This is a genomic window from Pseudomonas sp. W15Feb34 (genome assembly GCF_023127765.1).
Lineage (GTDB): Bacteria > Pseudomonadota > Gammaproteobacteria > Pseudomonadales > Pseudomonadaceae > Aquipseudomonas > Aquipseudomonas synxantha_A.
The window spans coordinates 89,559-111,265 of record NZ_SPKN01000033.1; the positions used below are offsets into that span (position 1 = coordinate 89,559).

The window sequence follows — 21,707 nt, forward strand, 5'->3', positions numbered from 1 at the left end:
AGCATAGACAATTGGGCAGCACGCGGCTGGCTTGTATCAGCCCTCTGAACCCTGCTTCTTGATCGTTCCCACGAGTGGAAACGATCAAGAACGACCGTACACCTCCAGGTTCAGGAACAGCTTCTGATCCAGCGGCGCATCGATCCGGGCGTCATCCAGATAGATCACGACGCGGTTATTGGCCTTGTCCCGCTCCATCAGTTGCTTGCGCGTAAACAGGCGTTCTGCTGGGGTCTTCAGGTGGCCGTAATTAGGCGGTGAGACGGGCGAGTCGACGGATGTGTAATGGAAGTGTGCGTACCACAGGTTAGCTTCCTCCCACTTTATTCCTGGTTTGATTTTACGTTTGTCCCGTATGACATATTCGGTGAGAAAGTCACCGGCCTTCAGTGGGATGCGTTTTTTCACCAGGTTGATATCGACAAAACCATGCGTGTGTAAATAGTCGATCCTGGAGGCTTTGGGGCGCTGTAGCAGATACCCTTCAGCGCACACCTGGTGAGCCTGTTCAGAGGCAGCCTTTGCCGCGTCATCGTAGCGCTTGCGCAGGGCCGCGGCTTCTTCGCCAGTCGCGCTCTCAAGCTCCTTGGCCAATGCTGAAAATTTTGCCGCATGTTGACTCAGCATCTCCTCCCAATCCCTGGGGTTGACTGTCTCGCGTTGACTGGGCTCCTGGAGTTTGCGCTGTTGGAAGCTAATACGTTCATTGATACTGGTTCGCTCGTTTTCGATGGTTTGTGCATCCGCTTTGATTCTTTTCAATGAGCGAACCACAGGCGCGGGCGTTTTTGCCGGCACACTCTCGGGCTTGACGATTTTCCAAACGCCTTCGCTGGGATGTTCGTGGTAAGAGGCGATGATTGCGCCGGTGAGTGGGTCGGCAATGTCGACATAATTGCCCGGTTCATTGGGCTGGTGCGTACGCATGTCGCCCACCAGACTCTTCTTGTCTGCGGTTTTGATCACCCGCCGGGTGGTGGATTTTTGTCGTTTGGTTTTGTCGAGAGCCGGCCTGGGGGCAATCTTTTCTTCAACGAGGATCAAGTTGGCCAGTTGCGCCTCAAGGCTTGAACGTGCCTCACCCAGGTGTTCCAGGTACGACACGCGATAAGCCTCCCGCACGAAACCGGAGTTCATTTCGTACAACGACTTAACGGCATTCTCCAGTTGCTCATAGCGCTCAAGGGCACCCTTGAGGACATTGATTTGCTCCACCGTCGAGTAGCCTGAGGTGGTGCGCATTTCTGTATGTGCGAGCACAATGCTGACGATTTGGGGGTCGTGGAGTACACGGATGAACGGAAACTCCATCACCCCCATTGGGCGATGGGTTCGATTGAACACCAAATCAGTGAACACTAGCAGTGCATGCTGTTTGATCGCCACTGAGGAGATGTTTTGATCGGAAGGGTCTCCTTCCAACAGTAATGGGCGCAGTGCAGGGTCGGCTTGCTTGAGGAAGGTCTCGATCTGTTCTGCCGGCTCGATCATTTGATTGAGGGCCGCTACTTGGCGCTTTTTGGTGTTGATGTACTCATCGTAGGCATGTGTGATGTTTTCCGGTAATTCTCGATTGGCGCGCTCACCGAGCTCGTCGGAGTTTTCGCCGTTGTCGCTTACCAGAGTGTCGGCCATTTTTTGCGCCAGACACGCAAAGACCGAACTCCAGTAGCTATAGATGATTCTTGTGGCCTTATCTCGTGTTTGCCTGCGTGTGGAATCTGTGCGGTCGGCTTGCATCAGTTCATCGGCCTTGGCTTCGATTCGTTGCATCACAGGGATCAATGTCCGGCCGTTTTGTTGGTAGTTGTCGAGTGCTGTTTCCCACTGGGCCCTGGCATGTGCTGTATCGACTCGCCTGGCCGCGTGGCGCCTGGCGACCTGGGCGTGAAGCTGCGGGATGCTGGCTGAGGTGCCGAGGAGTAGCCAGTCCTTTCTCAGAAGTGTTGCCTGGTCGGCCAGATGGGCGCGGGTGGTATTCAAGGTGGACTCAAGCACAGTGGTAGAGATCACTTCTGAATTCATCTCTATCAAGAGCGCGTCAAATTCTTGTTTTAACGTGCGAATACGCTGGTCACGCTTTGACTTCCACCCACTCAAGCTGTCCCTGGGCATGCCACCCTCCAGCCTGGCACGCCGGTCCAGCCGCCAATGTCCTTGGCCATCGCTGACCAGCTTGAAGCCGGGATGCTGGGGATGGTCCGGATGCACCAGATAGACCTCGTTGAAACCCGGCACCACGTTCGCCTGAAACAACAACCCGCCAATGCTGGCGTGCCACTTGCCGTCAATCCAGTACAGCCCTTTGAGAACACCGTGTGTTAGAGGGGAGGGTAGCGGAGTGGGCCACGGAACTTGCACATCGAGCAGCGCCTTGAGCAACTTCGCGCCGGCTTGAGGGCTGGCAATCGAGCGACCGAAGTCCAGGGCCGTGTGGCCGGTCGCCGGTGGTTCACCGGGCAGCGAAACTGGGCCATGGCGCACTATCGGCGCTTCTTGCGCAGGTGGCAGTCCCGCCGAGCGGTGCCACGTTTCCAGGTGCAGGGCATGCTCCTGCGCGGAGGGCTCCGACAACGGCTGTCGAGACCGATCGGAAGGGGCAGTGGCGTGCAGCAGCACCATGGCGGTGTTGAGCAAAAGATCGATCAGGGCCAGCTCACGGGTGGTGGGATCGTTGCTGTCCAGGCCGGCCAGATCCTGCTCCAGGCTGCTGACCAGCACCATGAACCAACCAGCCAGCATGGCCGGGCCCTGTACCAGCGGTAACAGTAGGGTATTGAACAGCAACCACGCGCCTTCCATCACGACGGCCCAGCGGCTTTCGTGGTTGGACACCGACTCGCGGTCCGCCAGGTCGACCAAGGCCCGTGCCGTGCTGCCGAACAGATGATTGAGCAGTTGACCGTTGACTTGCGATTGCAGCCATTCGCCCGCGCCTTCATCGACGGCGAGCGTCGCAGGTGCTGGCTTTTCAGGGATGCTGAATTCATCCCCGGGCAGGAAACGAATGATGTGCGGTTCCTTGATGCCGCCATGGTCATAGATGGGGCGGGCCGTGTCGCTCAGCCACGCCAGCACCGTGTCTTGCAACGCACCGGGCGCGGCCAGTGCGTCGAGCAAGGCCTGGCGGGTCGGGTATTCATGCAGGGCCTCGGCATACAGCGGCTGGTACAGCAGGTGCGGGCCGACACTCGTATCACGCGGCTCGATAATGAACGCGTTGTTGACTTCATCCGGTGCGGCCCCGGGCTTGCGGCACAGGGCCAATGGGCGCAGAACAATCTCCTGTTCGTCGACGATTCGGTCCGAGGGCATTTCACCCATCAACGCTTTGACGTAGCGATAACCGGTGACGGTGACGCCATGCTGCCCGCGAATCTTGTATTCCAGTGCCTGCATCGGCAGCTTGACCTTGAGTTCGCGGGTAAACAGGGTTTCCCGGCGGCGCGCGTCAACCGTGTCGGACAACAAGGTGTCTTTGATTGTTTGTGGATAGGTGGCGCCGATATCGACACGCTGGATCAGCCCGGTACTGCCCAGCAGGTAGTCTTCGTCCAGCCAGGTCGGCAGCGCCTGGGAGCCTTTGGCTGAGAGCGTCAGTGTGCCTTTAGGTTTGCCGGCCAGGTTCTTCAGCGCCAACTCCGTCAGCGACATGCGCACATGCTCGATAATACCGGCGCCGCCTGGATAACCGGCGGCCACGGCAAAGTCCAGCACCACTTCGTCAGGGTCGCAGTCGCCATGATCGGCTTGCATCTGCTTGCGCAGCGCGGCGCGGCTGAAACCGTAGATGTTTTCAATGCCCTCGTTGAACGAGCGGCCCTGGTTGCGTTGCAGCACCTGCGCCATGTCCTGTACGTGGCGATGGTAGGCAAAACGGTCGGTGGCGCTGGCCTGGGCGAGCCATGGCGGCAGTTGCTCATTGACCTTTTGCAAGGTCGGCTCAGCGGCTGTCGGCACCTGGGTAAACAGCAGCGCCGGATCGGTGAGTTTTCCCAGGCGTCGTTCAAGCGTTCTTTCGTCCTGGCCCTGAAATTTCAACGTCGCCAGATCTTCCAGTTGCTGATTGAGGATCAGGCCGGCCTGTTGCTCGAACACATTGCCGTCCGGTTCGTTGCGCCGCCACGTAAGGCTGTCGAACTGGAAGCGCGCCTGCATCCTGGCTCCCCAGGCAACACCGAAGTCATCGAGGCCGTCAAACGCCTGGATATCCCCGGCCACGCTGTACAGCAGCACCTGCTTGTCGCGCACCAGCAGCAGGTCGGGGGTTAGCAGGCTGACCTGTTCGCCGGCATGGGTGAATGTGTTCTCAATCAAATAAACATAGGTGGCGGGTGAGGATTGGGGCAGGCGCGCGGCTTGCACCGGCCAGGTAGCGACGACCCTGAGCATGTCCCGCTGGGTCGGGTTCAAGCTCGATTGGCTGGCGGCTATTGCCGTCATCCGGCCGTTGAGAAATTCGCCCAGCCACTGCCAACGGCTGCTGCCATGGCTGTCGGTTTCGCTCCAGTAGTCGGCCAGCGCAGCCTGGAAATACAGGTGAATCGATTCGGGCAGTTCATCAATGATGCTTGCGATTGCCTGCATGTCGATCAGCGGCGGGGAATCAGGTTTGAGGATTTTTGGGGACTGCTGGGTCAGGTAGTACGCCAGTTCGCGTTTGGGCTGCAGGTCAAGCAACTGTGGGTTGAGCACATGGGCGATGGCGACTTCCATCAACGAGCGGTAGGTGTACACCCCATCGGGGTGCGGGATGGCCAGCTTGACGGTAGCCAAGTCCAGCTTGAGCGACGGATAGCGCTCCAGGATACGGTCGCGCAGGGCATTGAACACCACGGAATACAAGGCCGGGCGCGTAGCGAAATGCGCATGGATGGCCTGGGCGGGCAGTTGGCTCAGGGTCGTGGGGGTGCTCGGGGTGGGCATGATGAAATCCTTTTACCTGTTTGAGAGAAGCGACAGGAAATCGAATGTGGTGACCCCGCAGGCGGTACAGGAATACCACTGCCGGCGCCCCGCCCCGAACGCGCACGACGTCATATATGCACCGCCTGGCCTAGCGGGCGCCGTGATGTGCTGTCAGTCCATTTCAAAGGAGTGACACGATGGACTCTTCATCCCAGCTTTCTTCGCCGGGCGTGCCAACCAACGACGTACCTGAGCCGGTGAAAAAGCTCAACGCCACCCAAAGCCTGCACGGTGACTTCCTGGAGCGCAGCAGTCCTGATTGGCTGATCAGCGCGACGCCGGCCCGCAAGCAGGCGCTCAAGGACGCCAGCACGGTCATGCCAGCGTGGCTCGCGAACGCCACGCCTGAGCAACGCAATGAGGTGACCGGCCGTTTTCTTGCCAACCTCACCACCCAGACGCAACTGGACAAGACGATGGCCTCCTTCCAGGGCATCGACGACTTCGCCCGGCCCTTGCTGCTCACAGCCCTGAAGGATCAGTACCGACTGGACCTCGATGTCGACAAAACCCTGTTGTGCCTGCGCCGCCCGCTGGCGGTGGGGATTGCCGAAGTCGAGGCGGGGGATTTCGAGTTTTTGAAACTGCCCCTGCTGGAAGCGGCCTTGCACAACTTTGAGGCCTACGAGTGCAAGGAGGGTGCTTACCACAAGACCTCCGGGTTCATGCAAGCCACCGGCACCTCCGGCACCTACCACTCGGTGGCGATCAACCTGAAGGTCAGCCAGTTTTTGACGCTGTGTCGAAACCTCAATATCGGCGCCAAATACCAGGCCTACCTGCAATCATTTTTCTACCCCGAAGACGCCAGCGCGCAAGTCACCCTACGTGACCAGTTCATCGCCAATCAGAAGGCCGCCGTCAGGGCCGCCGCCGAGCAGGCACTGTTGACCGGCGATATCGAGCCGGCCGATCACCGCATGCTGCTGTCGGTGATCGAGGGTGAAATTCATCCCTGGATGGGCGACAAGCAGGTCTGGTTCAGGACCCTGGGCCTGATGCGGCTGCGTATGACCGGCTGCATGGTGTTCTCGATCTGCAAGAAATACAGCTATCCGGACGAGCTGATCATCTATGTGCCCCAGGACCCTGAGCATCCGCTCAAGCGCTACCGCTGGCGGCAAATGCAGGCTGAATTCAAGCGCCTGTTCACCGCCCGCGACCCGGCCAAGGCCAATGATCCCTCGCCGACGCCGTACCAGCAGTTTTTCAGTCGCTTCGTGCCCTACGACAAGCGGCCCTACTACTTCAGCCAGTTCACCCAGAAAGCCGCCGACTCACCCACCGACATCTGGCGCTCACCGTGGAAGAAATTGCTGGATTTCACCACGCCGCACTTCATCACCGGCATCAAGGAGTTGCCGCCCGAGGCGCCTGCCAAGCTTGAACCCAACCCCGACCCTTTCCTTGATCCCTCAACGCGCACGCGGCGCGGTAAAGGGATCTGGGCGGCGAACATCGACCCCTGGCAGTACTTCTACGAGCAACACCGCGAGCAGGTAATCGCAGATGCACGGGCCCATGCCGTGCCCACCGCGGACGTGGATGCCAAGGCCCGTGACGCCAAACTGGCGCACCTGCTGGAAATCGGCATGCTGGGGTTGAACATGGTGTCGATGTTCGTACCGGTGCTGGGCGAGGTCATGATGGGGGTGATGGCCGGGCAGTTGCTCTATGAAACCCTGGAAGGTGCGATTGAATGGGGCGAAGGTGACCGCCAGGCGGCCAAGGCGCACTTGATTGACGTGGCCGAGAACCTGGCACAGATCGCCGTGATGGCCGGTGTGGGGGCGGGCGTCAGTCGCTGGCGAGCGGCCAAGGCCGAGCCGGTGATCGAGGCACTGAGCGAGGTTAAGCGGCCCGATGGCCAGGAACGCTTGTGGAAGCCGAGCCTGAGTGGTTATGAACACCCCGTGACCCTGGACCGCGCCGCCTACCCCAACGCCCAAGGGCAGTATGCGAAAGAGGGCAGGACCTATATCCGCCAAGGCCCTCAGGTTTACGAGCAATACTTTGACGAGTCAATTCAGAAGTGGCGGATCAAGCACCCCTCCGACCCCCAGGCCTACCAACCGGTGCTTGAGCACAACGGTCACGGCGCCTGGCGGCATACCCTGGAGCGCCCGCTGGAGTGGGATCGGTTGACGCTGTTGCGGCGCATGGGGCATCAAACCGAGGTATTCACTGACCAGGAGTTGCTCAAGATCGCCGATGTCAGCGGCGTCAGCGACAACACGCTGCGCAAGATGCATATGGACCATACGCTTGCGCCGCCCGAGCTGATTGATACGCTGCGCCTGTTCAAGGCGGATGCAGATGTGTCACGGGTGATCGAGCAACTAGAGGGTACCCGTGATATTGATGACCTGTACCTGTATGCGCTGCCGTTGATCGTTGAAATGCCCGGTTGGCCGCGAGGGCGCGTACTGGAAGTGTTCGAGGGGGCCGGTACCTTCGGCCGGTCGGTCAAGTATGGTGCTCACCGCTCGTTTAAAGGAGGGCGCGCAGCGCTGCCGATCAAGGTGGGGCGCAGCGATATTCTCGGCGGCGAAGTGCCTGCGCGGATTCTATTGGCGTTGGACGATTCAGAGCGGGTGCAGTTGCTCGGCACCGACGGCCCAGGCAGCCTCGACGCGCGCAAGGCGAGGTTCAACCAGCGACTGGCCGACTATGCGCGCCAGCGCAGGCCGGCGATTTTCGACAGTATCTACGGCGGCACCGAGCCGCTGGACAAGCGTATCAGCCTGCTGCAGCACACCTGCCCGGGGCTCAGCAAGGCGGCAGCGCAAACGGTGCTCGACCACGCCCGTGTCGATGAGCTTGAACGGCTAGCCGCCACCGCGCGCGTACCCTTGAACATGCTCGAGGAAGCTCGCTGGTATGCGCGACAAGGACGGTTGGCCCGAGCCTACGCCGGGCTGCGTAGCGAGACGATTGCCGCGGCCGACAGCCGACGGCTGGCGCTGCATGCCCTTCAAACGCTGCCGGGCTGGCTGGATACGTTGCGCCTGGAAGTGCGCAGCACCCACACGCGTGGCACGCTGATCGACAGCATTGGTGCGTCCACCGCGGCGCAGAAAAAATACTTGGTCAAGCACGGCCCCAGCTACCAGGCGTTCGATGAGCGGGGCGAAGCACTCAACAGTCTGGCACCGGAGGGCGACAACTTTTTCGCCTCGCTGATGCATGCCTTGCCCGATGAGGCGCGCCAGAGCCTGGGAGTGCCGCAGGTCAGCCAACACGCCGTGTTGCAACGCAAACTGATCGAGCAAGCCGATGCGCATCGTCTGGAGGCCTCGGCGTGGCTGGAGCCGAAAGTGCCCAGGTTCAAGCCGCCGGTGCGCATCAACGACACACTGATAGGTTATCAGGCCAGTGGGCGGGGGCCGAGTGTGAGCCCGCTGCTGGCTCATCAGGTGCGCATAATCTATCCGGATTTGGATGAGGTGCAGATCAATGCGTTTTTCCTTGAGCTGGTACGGGCGGGGAACGATGGCCGAGCAATCGTCAGCAGGTTGAAAGCACTGTTTGAAGAGCGCCAGGCGCTGCATGACGCGCTCAATCATTGGGTCAATCGCTCGTCGGTAGCCAATCGTCAGAGCAATTTCCTCGCCGGGGAAGCGCTCAAGCGTAGCTGGGGCCGTTCTTGGTTGGCCGGGAAAGTGCCGAGTGCCGATGCCTTGGCGTTGACCCTCAATGAACCGTTGCCTTCATTGACGGCGAACTTTTCATACGTGCGTGAACTATCTGTTCTCGGTACGGCCCTGCATGACACCAATATCGATGGGTTTCTGAGCCAGTTTCCCTCTCTCGAAAAACTGACCTTGCGGCCGCCCTATTTCCCAACCGTAGAAACCACGGATGCCAGCCCGAAGTTGACCCGCGTGCCCCAGGTGTTGGCACAGTTCACAGGGCTCAAACATTTGGCAGTCAGCTTCGATGCACATCAGTTGACCGCGCAGTTATCGTCGCAATTGACGGCACTGGCCGGCCTTGAACACCTGGAGCTCGGTTATTTCGCCTACGACGGCCACGTCCTCAACGGCCTGGATTTAAGCCCCTTGCAACGCTTGAAACGCTTGAAGATCGTGGCGCCCAACGTGCCAATGCAATGGCCCGCCTATGTGCAGAAACTGCCGCTTCTGGAGCGACTGGATCTGGCCCAGACCGCCATTGCCACGTTGCCTGCCGAGCTCTATAGCGGGTACGAGCGGTTATGGAGCGGGTTATCGCTGGACTGGTCGACGTTCAGCTATGAAGACTTCAAGCCAGCCTATGAGCACGTCAGGAATTATGCGGGGTCGTTCGGGCCACACCTGGCGAACCTGGACGAAATGGTCAGAGGCTTTGCACGCGGAGAATTGAGCCTGCTGATGGGCGAGGTCCCTGTCGGCCGTCGAATGACGGACGTGGTCATGGGCCTGTGGAACACGCCACAAACGCGGATGAACGCCGTGCAAGCGCTGCGTGAAGAACACCTCGGCATTTTCAAGCCGTTCTACGAACCCTCTTTGGTCCCCGTACTCCGGGTGCGCTGGAGGGACGGGCAGAATGCAAGCATCCTGGCGTTGCTGAAGAAAAGCTGGCGCGGGGCGGTATGCCAACGCTATGGCCTGCCGACCGATATCGATATTTCGATGTTTGAACTGCCGGATCCAAAGATGTCGCCGACCAATCCCCTGGTCGCTGAAAAAATCCGCGAATTGCCGGTGTTGCCGGCCGGTACCTTTTCGCATGTCAAAACGTTAAAGGTGAATTGGCTGGAGGATGTGCCGCCTGATCAGCTCAGTGGTTTCATCCAGGCGTTCGCCGGAACGCAAAGCCTTGAACTGCGCTTCAGTCGCCTCACTGAGGTACCGATCAGTGCGGGCATCCTGCCGGAATTGACACACCTGGACTTGTCCGACAACCAGATCGCAGTGACCCCGGCAGTACAGGCTCAATTCAATGGGTTGAACAGGCTGCAAGTGCTGAGCCTGCAATATAACCGGCTGGGCACCCTCGACGTCAGCGCACTGACCCGCCTGACGGCGCTGAACCTGCGCGAATCGATGCTACGGGAATGGCCGCAAGGTGCTGAACACCTCGCGCAATTGGCTTGCCTGGACTTACGTGACAATCAGTTGACGAGCCTTGCACCGCTCGCGATTGATGATTCAGATGTGTTGATGCGCACTGAGTTGGCAGGCAACCCGTTGAGCGTCGAAGGCACGACGGTACTCAATGCAGCGCGGCGTCGGGTCGAGACGACCAAAGGATTGCCTGAGGGAGCGTTGAGTCGGTTTGCGCTGGATCAGGAACCCCTGGTGTTTCCCCCGAAGCACACCGCAGGTTCGGTAGCGCACTATTTGCTGCCCTTGCCATCGGGTAGTGGACACTTTGAGGGTGTTCCGGAAAATGCGATAAGGGCGTTAAGCCCGCTCTCGACGCAAGAGCAAGCCATGGCCAGGGTCAGGCAACTGCGCGAGACGGGGCTGAGCGACCTGCAAATAGATACGCAGGTCGCTCGGTGGTATCAGACCCATGACGTGCTGACGCGTGAGTTGAATGGTTGGTTGTTTACCCGCGAGGCGCGCGCTTTTGGCGACAGTCTCGACAGTCTGAAGCGAGTAACCCCCGCGCAGGCGATCCGCGAATCCTGGGTTCGGGCTGTGGTAGAAGGGCGCCCGGCTGGCGAGGTCGAGACGTTGAGCTTGCAGGCGACCCAACCTGGTGATTTTCCCGCGCTCTCCGTGCCGTTTACCCATGTGCGCAGCCTCAATCTGACGGGGGTCAAGCTCACTGCGCAAGGCAGCAACGGGTTTTTAGCCGCCTTTGGCCCATTGAACCGGTTGATACTCAGTGGTAATGAGCTGACAGCACTGCCCGAAGCCGTTCAACGCATGGAGCAGCTTGAGCGTCTGGAACTGGCCTACAACGCCTTCACGCAAGCGCCGTCGTTGCCTGCTCGATTGCGCAGTGAGCGCTTGCGTTGGTTGGATTTGAATCATAACAACCTGCAGGCCTTTGATATGCGGGACTTCAGTCGCCTGGAGACATTGGACGTGAGCTACAACGACATCGCAAGCTGGCCCGAGGGTGCGTTGGAGTCGCAGCACCTGACCCGGCTGAACCTGAGCGGCAATGCGCTGGTGTCCTTCCCGCAGTCTTTACTCGAAGGCGCGCACGACGGCTTGGTGTCAGGTACGGACCTGGCCGATAACCATAACCTGACCGCGCAAGCCCTTGAACAAATGCGCAATTACGCCGAGGCGCATGAGGCCAATGAGGTCATGGGCTTTTCGCGAGCAGAACTCGACCGCGCCCATCGTCGCAATTATGGCGGGCCCGACACTGAGTCGGACCCGGACCCGGACTCCGACTCCGATGCTGATTCGGGCTCTGGTTCTGACGACGGTGATAGTGATCCGGACGCCGGCTACCTGCCGGCTGAGAGCATTGAAAACCCGCTGCAAAATACCGCGCAGCCGGCACTTGACCCCTGGTTGGCCGATACCTCAGCGGAGTTGGCGACGCAACGAACAGCGCTGTGGAATCAACTGGCACAGGCGCAGGATCATGATCGGTTTTTCCACCTCATTTCGCTGTTGCGCCTGACCTCGGAATTCAACCTCAATCGTCCAAGCCTCACGCAACGGGTATGGGGCGTTATCGCGGGGGCCGCAGAAAATGCCGAGTTGCGCGGTACCCTGTTCATCGAAGCCGAAACCCATGGCACCTGTATCGATGGCCGCATCCTCACGTTCAGTGAGATGGAAGTGCGGGTGTTCGAATACCGCGCCTTGCGCGATATCCCACAGCAACGGCTCGACCTCAGGGGCCGGGCGCTGCTGAACCTGTCGCGGCAGTTGTTTCGGTTGAGCAGGGCCGATCAACTCGCAGAAGCCGCCGCGGTGGGCATGGACCGGGCCGAGGTGCGCTTGAGTTACCGGATCGGCTTGACCCGCGGCTGGCCCGACGGCCTGGAGCTGCCTGGACAGCCGACCTACATGGCGTTCGCAAACCCGATCAATGCCGAGCTACAGGCACAGTTACGCGCACAAATCCTGGCAACTGAAAGTACCGATGCGTTTGTCGAAAGCCTGATTCAACGTGAGTACTGGTTGCGTTATCTGGATGAGCGTTACGCCGAACAGTTCGAGGCCCTTGAGGACGAACTGGCCCGCCGTTATGAAGCCTTGGAGGACGCACACAGCGACCGGGGCGATGCCCAGAGTATGGCGCGCTATGAGCAAGCCATTGGCCAGTTGGAGATCGAACGGGCTGCCGCCCGTACTCAGAAACGCATGGAGCTGTCCCGGGCGGAGATACAACGGTTATCGGGCATGGAACCTGCCACGCCCGCTCCGTCGTCACCCCAGCCCGGTCCGTCCTGGCGTCCCTGAAGCGGCAATTTAAGAGCGCCGCACCGGGTGGTCGGGGTTTAACCTCAGTTGTCATACCCCAGGTTCGGCGCCAGCCAGCGCTCCGTCACGCTGAGGTCCTGGCCTTTGCGCGCGGTGTAGCTGGCGACCTGGTCCTTGTCGACCTTACCCACGGCAAAGTACTGCGCCTGCGGGTGGGCGAAGTACCAGCCGCTGACTGCTGCTGCGGGGAACATCGCATAGTGCTCGGTGAGGAACACCCCGCTGCGCCCGGCGTGCATTTCACGGGCCTCGGGGTCCAGCAGTTGGAACAGCTGGGCTTTCTCGGTGTGATCCGGGCACGCCGGGTAGCCGGGGGCAGGGCGGATGCCGCTGTACTGCTCCTTGATCAGCGCCTCGTTGTCCAGTTGTTCATCCTTGGCATAGCCCCAGTGTTCTTTGCGCACTTGCTGGTGCAGCCATTCGGCGCAGGCTTCGGCCAGGCGGTCGGCGAGGGCCTTGACCATGATCGAGTTGTAGTCGTCGCCAGCGTCCTGGTAAGCCTTGGCCACTTCCTCGGCACCGATGCCGGCGGTGGTGATGAAACCACCGATGTAGTCGGTCACGCCGCTGTCCTTGGGCGCGACGAAGTCGGCCAGGGAAAAATTCGGCTTGCCGTCGGTCTTGATGATTTGTTGGCGCAGGTGATGCAGTTTGGCGATGGGCTGGCCGTCGTCGCCGTAGACTTCCAGGTCATCGTCCTGCACCTGATTGGTCGGCCAGAAACCGAACACCGCGCGGGCGCTGATGAGTTTCTCGTCGATCAGCTTCTTGAGCATTTCCTGGGCATCGGCGTACAGCGCAGTGGCGGCTTCACCGACCACCTCGTCTTCGAGGATGCGCGGGAACTTGCCGGCCAGGTCCCAGGAGATAAAGAACGGCGTCCAGTCGATGTACTCGGCCAGGACGTTGAGGTCGATATTGTCCAGCACCTTGGCGCCGGTAAAGGTCGGTTTGACCGGGGTGTAGCTGCTCCAGTCGAACTGCGGCTTCTTGGCGATGGCCGCCGGGTAGCTCAGGCGTTCGGTACGCGCACTGCGGTTGGAGGTGCGTTCACGCACGTCGATGTATTCCAGGCGGGTTTTCTCGACGAAACCGGCCTTCAGTTCCTTGGACAGCAACTGCGTGGCCACACCCACGGCGCGCGAGGCGTCGGTCACGTAGATCACGGCGTCATTGCTGTACTTGGGCTCGATTTTCACTGCCGTGTGCGCCTTGGAGGTGGTCGCGCCACCGATCATCAACGGCAGGTGGAAGTCCTGGCGCTGCATCTCGCGGGCCACATGCACCATTTCATCCAGGGACGGCGTGATCAGGCCGGACAGGCCGATGATGTCGCACTTCTGCTCCTTGGCCACCTGCAGGATCTTCTCGGCAGGCACCATTACACCCAAATCCACGATGTCATAGCCGTTGCACCCGAGCACCACGCCGACGATGTTCTTGCCGATGTCATGCACGTCGCCTTTGACCGTGGCCATCAGGATCTTGCCCTTGGCCTCCGGCTTGTCGCCTTTTTCCAGCTCGATAAACGGGATCAAGTGGGCCACGGCCTGCTTCATTACGCGGGCGGATTTCACCACCTGGGGCAGGAACATTTTGCCGGCGCCGAACAGGTCGCCGACGATGTTCATGCCGGACATCAGCGGGCCTTCGATCACTTCGATCGGACGTGCGAACGACAGGCGCGACTCTTCGGTGTCTTCGACGATATGCGTGGTGATGCCCTTGACCAGCGCATGTTCCAGACGCTTGTTGACGTCCCAGCCACGCCATTCCTCGGTCTCGGCTTCCTTGACGCTGCCGTCGCCTTTGTACTTGTCGGCAATCGCCAGCAGGGCGTCGGTGCCTTCCGGCGTGCGGTTAAGCACCACGTCTTCCACGGCGTCACGCAGCTCGGCCGGGATCTGGTCGTAGATCTCCAACTGGCCGGCGTTGACGATACCCATGGTCAGGCCGTTGCGGATCGCATACAGCAGGAACACCGAGTGGATCGCCTCACGCACCGGGTTGTTGCCGCGGAACGAGAATGACACGTTGGATACGCCGCCGGAGGTCAGCGCATACGGCAGTTCGTCGCGGATATAGGCACAGGCGTTGATGAAATCGACGGCGTAATTGTTGTGCTCCTCGATACCGGTGGCGACGGCGAAGATGTTCGGGTCGAAGATGATGTCTTCCGGCGGGAAGCCGACTTCATTCACCAGAATGTCGTAGGAGCGTTTGCAGATCTCTTTTTTACGCGCTTCGGTGTCGGCCTGCCCGGCTTCGTCGAAGGCCATCACCACCACCGCAGCGCCGTAACGCTTGCACAGTTTGGCGTGATGAATGAACTGCTCGACGCCTTCCTTCATGCTGATGGAGTTGACGATGCCCTTGCCCTGGATGCATTTGAGGCCGGCCTCGATCACTTCCCACTTGGAGGAGTCGATCATGATCGGCACACGGGATATGTCCGGCTCTCCGGCAATCAGATTGAGGAAGGTGACCATGGCCTTCTTCGAATCCAACATGCCTTCATCCATGTTGATGTCGATCACCTGGGCGCCGGCTTCCACCTGCTGCAGGGCGACTTCCAGGGCTTCGGTGTAGTTGTCTTCGCGGATCAGCCGAGCGAACTTGGCCGAGCCGGTAATGTTGGTACGCTCGCCGACGTTGACGAACAACGAGCTGCGATCGATGGTGAACGGCTCCAGGCCGGACAGGCGACAGGCCTTGGGAATGTCCGGGATCGGGCGGGGCGCATAACCGGCCACGGCCTTGGCAATGGCTTCGATATGGCCCGGTGTGGTGCCGCAGCAGCCGCCGACGATATTCAGGAAACCGCTCTGGGCGAACTCTTCGATGACCTTGGCGGTTTGTGACGGCAGTTCGTCGTATTCGCCGAATTCGTTGGGCAGGCCGGCGTTGGGGTGCGCCGAAACGTGGGTGTTGGCTTTGTTCGACAGCTCTTCCAGGTAGGGGCGCAGTTCGCTGGCGCCGAGGGCGCAGTTGAGGCCGACCGAAATCGGCTTGGCGTGAGCCACGGAGTTCCAGAACGCTTCGGTGGTCTGGCCCGACAGGGTACGGCCGGAGGCATCGGTGATGGTGCCGGAGATCATGATCGGCAGTTCGATATTCAGTTCTTCGAACACGCCTTGCACGGCGAAGATCGCGGCCTTGGCGTTGAGGGTATCGAAGATGGTTTCGATCAGGATCAGGTCGGCACCGCCTTCGATCAGGCCCTTGGTGGCCTCGGTGTAGTTTTCCACCAGCTCATCGAAGGTCACGTTGCGGTAGCCAGGGTTGTTCACGTCCGGGGACAGTGAGCAGGTACGGCTGGTCGGGCCCAGTACACCGGCGACAAAACGCGGCTTGGCCGGGTTCTCATGGGTTTTGGCGTCGGCCACCTTGCGCGCCAGGCGGGCGCCTTCCACGTTCAGTTCATAGGCCAGCTCTTCCATGCCGTAGTCGGCCATGGAGATCCGCGTGGCGTTGAAGGTGTTGGTTTCAAGGATGTCGGCGCCGGCGTCCAGGTAGGCCTTCTCGATTCCGCCGATCACGTCGGGGCGAGTGAGGACCAGCAGGTCGTTGTTGCCCTTCACGTCGCTTGGCCAGTCGGCGAAGCGTTTGCCTCGGTAGTCCTGCTCCTCAAGCTTATAGCTCTGGATCATCGTGCCCATGCCACCGTCGAGGATCAGGATACGGTCCTTGAGGGCTTGGTGAAGGGCTTGCAGGCGAGCGCTACGATCGGACATGGGACTACTCTGGTCAGGCATTACGGAGGGCGTGGATCATAGCAAACCTGTGCCGATTTGGAGTATGTCAGGGTTCTGCATGAATATCGCTCATGTTGTTGGCAGTCATGGCCCGGTAGAATCACCGCCACTTCACAGACCGCACGCCTTGAATCGGGACCCGATACATGTCACTTCGTTTGATCGTCAGCGCCGCCCTGGCCTTGATAGCCAGTACTGCGCAGGCTGATGGCCCTGCTTCGGCGATTTCCTATACCCGCGATATCCAACCGATCTTCACCGAGAAGTGCGTGGCCTGCCATGCCTGCTACGACTCTGCTTGCCAGCTCAACCTTGGCAGCGCAGAGGGCGCGGCCCGCGGCGCGAGCAAGATGCCGGTGTACGATGGCGAGCGTAGCCAGGCCACACCGACTACACGGCTGTTCTATGACGCGTTCGGCAAACAAGCCTGGCAGCAGAAGGGCTTCTATTCGGTACTGGATGCCCAGGGCAGCCAGGCTGCGTTGATGGCACGTATGCTGGAGCTGGGGCATAACGCGCCATTGCCACCCAATGCCAAACTGCCCGACGAGATTGTATTGGGCCTGAACCGCCAAAACATGTGCGCGACGCCCGGCGAATTCAACGCCTATGCCGGCGCCCATCCCAAGGAGGGCATGCCGCTGGCCGTTACCGGCCTGACCGACCAGCAATACCAGACCCTGCAACGCTGGCTGGCCTCCGGTGCGCCGATTGATGAGCAGAGTCTGGCTCCCAGCACCAGGGAAGCCTTGCAGGTGCAGCAATGGGAAACCCTGTTCAACCAGCCGGGCGCCCGGCAAAGCCTGGTGGCGCGCTGGTTGTACGAGCATTTGTTCCTCGCCCACATTTACTTCGAGAACGGCGAGCCGGGGCATTACTTCCAGTGGGTGCGTTCGCGTACGCCGAGCGGGCAGCCGATCGATCTGATCGCGACCCGTCGTCCTAACGATGACCCAGGCACTCAGGTCTATTACCGCCTGTGGCCGGTACAAGGCGTGATCGTGCATAAAACCCACATCACTTACCCGTTCAGCGCGGCGAAAATGGCGCGGATCAAAGACCTGTTCTATTCCGGTGACTGGCAGGTGAGCGCCTTGCCGGGCTACGGACCGGGGCGCCGTGCCAACCCGTTCGAAACCTTCGAAGCCATACCGGCCAAGGCGCGTTATCAGTTCATGTTGGATAACGCCGAATACTTCGTGCGCACCTTCATCCGCGGTCCTGTATGCCGTGGCCAGATCGCCACGGACGTGATCCGTGACAACTTCTGGACACTGTTCCAGGAGCCGGACCATGACCTGTACATCACCGATGCCCGTTACCGCGGCCAGGCCACGCCATTGTTGGCCATGCCTGGGCAAAACGATGATGTGGGCAGTGTGCTGGGCCTGTGGCTGGCCTATCGCGACAAGCGTAATCAGTATGAGGCGTTGCGCCGCGATAGCTACGCAGATGTGCCGCCGCCGAGTTGGTCGAGCTTGTGGGCGGGTAATGACAATGCCTTGCTGACCATCTTTCGCCATTTCGACAGCGCCTCGGTGACCAAGGGCCTGATCGGTGAGGTGCCGCAGACGATGTGGCTGTTCGATTACCCACTGCTGGAGCGCACTTATTACCAGTTGGCAGTCAACTTCGACGTGTTCGGCAATGTGTCGCACCAGGCCCAGACGCGCTTGTACTTCGACCTGATCCGCAACGGCGCCGAACAGAACTTCCTGCGTCTGATGCCGGCCGACACCCGCGAGGACTTCCTTGATGACTGGTACCAGAACAGTGGCAAGCTCAAGTTGTGGCTGGACTATGAAGCCATTGATGACGACAAGCCCACGGGGCTGCATCTGGACGAGAAAGATCCCAAGCGCGATTTTGCCAACCAACTGCTGACGCGTTACGGCGGTTTGAACGTCAGCCCGGACCCGATCAACCGCTGCACCGGGGCCTATTGCTCGCGCACCGGTATCGACCGGGCCTTGCAGGACGCCGAACAGGCGCTTAGCCGCCTGACGTCGCGCCCGGCGGCGGGGCTCAAGGTGATCGACCAGTTGCCCGAAGCCACCATGCTGCGCATCGAAACCCAGAGTGGCCAGCGCGTGGTCTACAGCATGCTGCGTAACCGTGCCCACAGTAACGTGGCTTTCCTGTTGGGTGAGGCTTATCGCTACCAGCCGGGCCTCGACACACTGACCATCTATCCGGGGGTGATGAGCAGTTACCCGAACTTCATGTTCAACATTCCAGCTCAAGAGGTGCCGCAATTCGTCACGCAAATGGAGCAGGCCAAGGATGCCAAGCGGTTTGAGAAAATAGTCGATCGCTGGGGGGTACGCCGCAGTCATCCGCAGTTCTGGCGGTACTTCCACGATTTGTCGCGGTACATACGTGAAACCACGCCAGTGGAAGAGGGTGTATTGGACATGAACCGCTACGAGAATCTATAACTACTGTATTGGTCCGGTCATTTCTCCAAGTGAGCGCTGAAGCAGTCGGATACCTACCTACGGACTGGACAGGGGACACCGATGTTGATTTCAGTGCAGTTTCTACGCGCCTTGGCGGCATGGAGTGTGGTGGGCCACCATTTCATGCAAGGGTTTTTCAACTTTGAAGCCAGCAACGCGCTGGAGTCTCTGTTTGTCGAAAAAGGCGCCATAGGGGTGGATGTGTTCTTTGTCATCAGTGGCTTGGTGATTTACCTGGCGACTGCCGACAAAGCGCTGAACCCCGGGCGTTTCATGCTGATGCGCGTGGCGAGGATTGTTCCGGCGTATTGGTTCTATACCCTGCTCATGATTCTCGTGGTTGCCGTTGTGCCTGCGATCTTTCCAGAGGCTCGGCTCGAACCCGGTCATGTACTCATGTCGATGCTCTTTATACCGGCCCAAAACCCGGGAGGCTTCGGCGTCTACCCACTGCTCGATGTCGGGTGGACACTGAATTTCGAGATGCTGTTTTATTGCCTGTTTGCCTTTGCCTTGCTGGTGCCCGCGGCCTATCGCTTGTGGGTGGTAGCAGCGCTGCTGTATCTGGTGTGCTACATCATCACTCCCGCCGTTGACCTGGCCAGTGGCTTCTACCATGAGGACATTATTTTCGAGTTCCTGATGGGCGTGGTGATCGGCATGCTGTATCGGCGCGGCCTATGCCGGGCCAAGCCGTGGCTGGCATTGTTGGGTATCGCAGCGGCCCTGGTGGCTATTGATCATGGCGCGGACATACCCCGAGCCCTGGAGTGGGGAGTGCCCAGCGCGATAGTGGTCTTCAGTTGCGTGGCACTGGAACCTTACTTCCAGGGCGCGCGCTTGTTGAAGGTGCTCGGGGATTGCTCCTACTCGGTCTATCTACTCCACGTGTTGGTGCTCAGCGCTGGGCGTTGGATCGCCGACCGCACGGGGATCGACCCTTACGCCATATTGCCTGGATGTATCGTCATCATCGGACTGGGCGCATTTGTGAGTTACCAATGGCTGGAGAGGCCTGCCTACCGCATGCTCACACGCTGGTTTGGCGTTGATGCTCCAGCACCCCTTTCGACAGCGCCTCGGTGACCAGGGATCTGGTCGGCGAAGCGCTTTACAAGTGGCCGGTCTCAGGGCTTCAAGTACTTCCAATAGCTTTTGCCATAGTCCATCAATAACTCGGTCCCGGCCGGAATATCCCGCCACGCGACAATAAATACCATGTATTTACCTACGCACAGGGAGCCGACGTTCTCGATACCGACATCGGTAATGCCCGGTACCTTGACCGCATTGATCAGGCTCAGCGTATTACTGTTGCCGTGGCCGCTATCAGCGCCTGCTGCTCGGGGTTGTCGGCGTTGGCGTGAAAGTGTGCCGCTGGCAGGTTGAGCAATTGTTCGAAGGTCATGTGGCGCGATGAGCCTAGTGCCAGCGCTTCGGCCAAAAGGAAACCGCTTCTGAAGTTGACCCAGGCAGTGGTGATGCAAGGCAGGCGTTGGTGATCGATCTGTTTTCAGGGGCAATGGGGCGGTTGTTCGCCATCGGTCAGGGGGATAGGGGGCTTTTCCGACAAAAATGCTCGGACTTTGTACCTGCGTAATAATTTGGCGTAAACTGCCGGCAAGCCTGTGAGGAGTTTCCATGACTGCCATAACCATTACCGACGCCGCCCACGATTACCTGGCTGACCTGCTGTCCAAGCAGAACACCCCGGGTATCGGCATCCGCGTCTTTATCACCCAGCCCGGCACCCAGTACGCCGAGACCTGCATTGCCTACTGCAAGCCTGGTGAAGAGAAGCCTGAAGACACCGCCCTGGGGCTGAAAAGCTTCACCGCGTACATCGATGCCTTCAGCGAAGCTTTCCTTGACGACGCTGTAGTCGACTACGCCACCGATCGCATGGGCGGCCAGTTGACTATCAAGGCGCCCAACGCCAAGGTGCCCAACGTTAACGCCGACAGCCCGGTCAATGAGCGGATCAACTACTACCTGCAAACCGAGATCAACCCGGGGCTGGCCAGCCACGGCGGTCAGGTGAGCCTGATCGACGTAGTGGATGACGGTATCGCGGTATTGAAGTTCGGCGGCGGCTGCCAGGGTTGCGGCCAGGCGGACGTGACTCTGCGCGAGGGCATCGAGCGCACCTTGCTTGAGCGTATTCCTGAGCTCAAGGGTGTGCGCGACGTGACTGATCACACGCAGAAAGAAAACGCCTACTACTGAGTAAGGTGTTCACTGCGAGCTTAAAAGACGGCGCCCCGTGAGCGCCGTTTTTTTATGCTCTAAATTCAGCCAGCTATGATGATTGTCTGATAGTTTGGATTGGCTGTGGTTCAGTCCATATCTTCAAGGACGATAGAGGTGGGCGTGACCTGCGCGGTACAGCGAGGATTCGCCAAAGCTATCATTTGCCAACACCCGCCCGACCACAATCAGCGCCGTACGCCGAAAGCCTTTAGTCGCGACCTTCTGGGCAATATCACTCAACGAACCCACCACCCAATCCTGGTCCGGCCATGTCGCGCGGTGCACCACGGCGATCGGGCAATCTGCACCATAGTGCGGCAGCAGCTCAGCGACGATCCTGTCCAGATGATTGACCCCCAAGTGAATGGCCATTGTCGTGCCGTGCCGGGCCAGGCTGTCGAAGTCCTCACCCACCGGCATGCTGGTTTTATCCGCATAACGGGTCAGGATCACACTCTGGGCAATGTCCGGCAGGGTCAGTTCGGTTTCCAGCAACGCCGCGCAGGCAGCCACCGCCGTGACCCCGGGAATGATCTGAAAGGGAATGCCCAGCTCGCGCAAGTGACGGATTTGCTCACCAATCGCCCCATACAGGCTCGGGTCGCCGGAGTGCACGCGCGCCACATCCTGGCCTTGCGCATGGGCGGCTTTGATCACGTCGATGATCTGTTCCAGGTGCAGCTCGGCGCTGTTGACCACCTGGCGTGCCTGATGACCTTCCAGTACTGCCGCAGGCACCAGCGAGCCAGCGTAGATGATCACCGGGCAGCTGCGGATCAGCCGCTGGCCCTTGACGGTAATCAGTTCCGGGTCGCCGGGGCCTGCGCCGATGAAGTAGACGGTCATGGGGAATTCCTGTTGAAAAAACG

The 21,707-nt window shown here is 59.9% G+C and carries 7 protein-coding genes; 4 read left to right on the forward strand and 3 right to left on the reverse strand.

Annotated elements, in window-relative coordinates:
* Positions 1 to 84: 84 nt before the first annotated feature.
* Positions 85 to 4,926, reverse strand: coding sequence for a DUF6543 domain-containing protein (locus E4O97_RS16540; RefSeq protein ID WP_248161764.1), 4,842 nt, complete (start codon positions 4,924 to 4,926; stop codon positions 85 to 87).
* 179 nt (positions 4,927 to 5,105) lie between these two features.
* Here E4O97_RS16540 and E4O97_RS16545 point away from each other — a divergent pair, with 179 nt between their 5' ends.
* Positions 5,106 to 12,353 (forward strand): NEL-type E3 ubiquitin ligase domain-containing protein, encoded by a 7,248-nt coding sequence (locus E4O97_RS16545; RefSeq protein WP_248161765.1) that lies wholly within the window; start codon positions 5,106 to 5,108, stop codon positions 12,351 to 12,353.
* Between the two features lie 44 nt (positions 12,354 to 12,397).
* Here the strand turns inward: E4O97_RS16545 and metH are convergent, their stop codons facing one another.
* A complete protein-coding gene (gene metH, locus E4O97_RS16550; RefSeq protein ID WP_248161766.1) occupies positions 12,398 to 16,108 on the reverse strand; it encodes a methionine synthase in 3,711 nt (1,236 codons plus the stop codon).
* A gap of 167 nt (positions 16,109 to 16,275) precedes the next feature.
* Between metH and E4O97_RS16555 the strand changes: the two genes are divergently transcribed.
* The 3 genes from E4O97_RS16555 to nfuA all read left to right on the forward strand — a co-directional run bounded on the left by E4O97_RS16555 (position 16,276) and on the right by nfuA (position 20,814).
* On the forward strand, positions 16,276 to 18,567 hold the full coding sequence (locus tag E4O97_RS16555; RefSeq protein WP_248161767.1) for a fatty acid cis/trans isomerase: 2,292 nt from the start codon (positions 16,276 to 16,278) through the stop codon (positions 18,565 to 18,567).
* Positions 18,568 to 18,648: 81 nt separating this feature from the next.
* Positions 18,649 to 19,674 (forward strand): acyltransferase, encoded by a 1,026-nt coding sequence (locus tag E4O97_RS16560; RefSeq protein ID WP_078821509.1) that lies wholly within the window; start codon positions 18,649 to 18,651, stop codon positions 19,672 to 19,674.
* Positions 19,675 to 20,229: 555 nt separating this feature from the next.
* Complete coding sequence (gene nfuA / locus E4O97_RS16565; RefSeq protein WP_003190728.1) at positions 20,230 to 20,814, forward strand: Fe-S biogenesis protein NfuA; 585 nt, start codon at positions 20,230 to 20,232, stop codon at positions 20,812 to 20,814.
* Between the two features lie 123 nt (positions 20,815 to 20,937).
* Here nfuA and cobM read toward each other — a convergent pair whose 3' ends face one another.
* On the reverse strand, positions 20,938 to 21,684 hold the full coding sequence (gene cobM / locus E4O97_RS16570) for a precorrin-4 C(11)-methyltransferase (RefSeq protein ID WP_248161768.1): 747 nt from the start codon (positions 21,682 to 21,684) through the stop codon (positions 20,938 to 20,940).
* Positions 21,685 to 21,707 lie beyond the last annotated feature (23 nt).

Bases quoted from the DNA above. Each gene is read 5' to 3' on its own strand.
- E4O97_RS16540 (WP_248161764.1), bottom strand. From the start codon at position 4,926: ATGCCCACCCCGAGCACCCCCACGACCCTGAGCCAACTGCCCGCCCAG.
- E4O97_RS16545 (WP_248161765.1), top strand. From the start codon at position 5,106: ATGGACTCTTCATCCCAGCTTTCTTCGCCGGGCGTGCCAACCAACGAC.
- metH (WP_248161766.1), bottom strand. From the start codon at position 16,108: ATGTCCGATCGTAGCGCTCGCCTGCAAGCCCTTCACCAAGCCCTCAAG.
- E4O97_RS16555 (WP_248161767.1), top strand. From the start codon at position 16,276: ATGTCACTTCGTTTGATCGTCAGCGCCGCCCTGGCCTTGATAGCCAGT.
- E4O97_RS16560 (WP_078821509.1), top strand. From the start codon at position 18,649: ATGTTGATTTCAGTGCAGTTTCTACGCGCCTTGGCGGCATGGAGTGTG.
- nfuA (WP_003190728.1), top strand. From the start codon at position 20,230: ATGACTGCCATAACCATTACCGACGCCGCCCACGATTACCTGGCTGAC.
- cobM (WP_248161768.1), bottom strand. From the start codon at position 21,684: ATGACCGTCTACTTCATCGGCGCAGGCCCCGGCGACCCGGAACTGATT.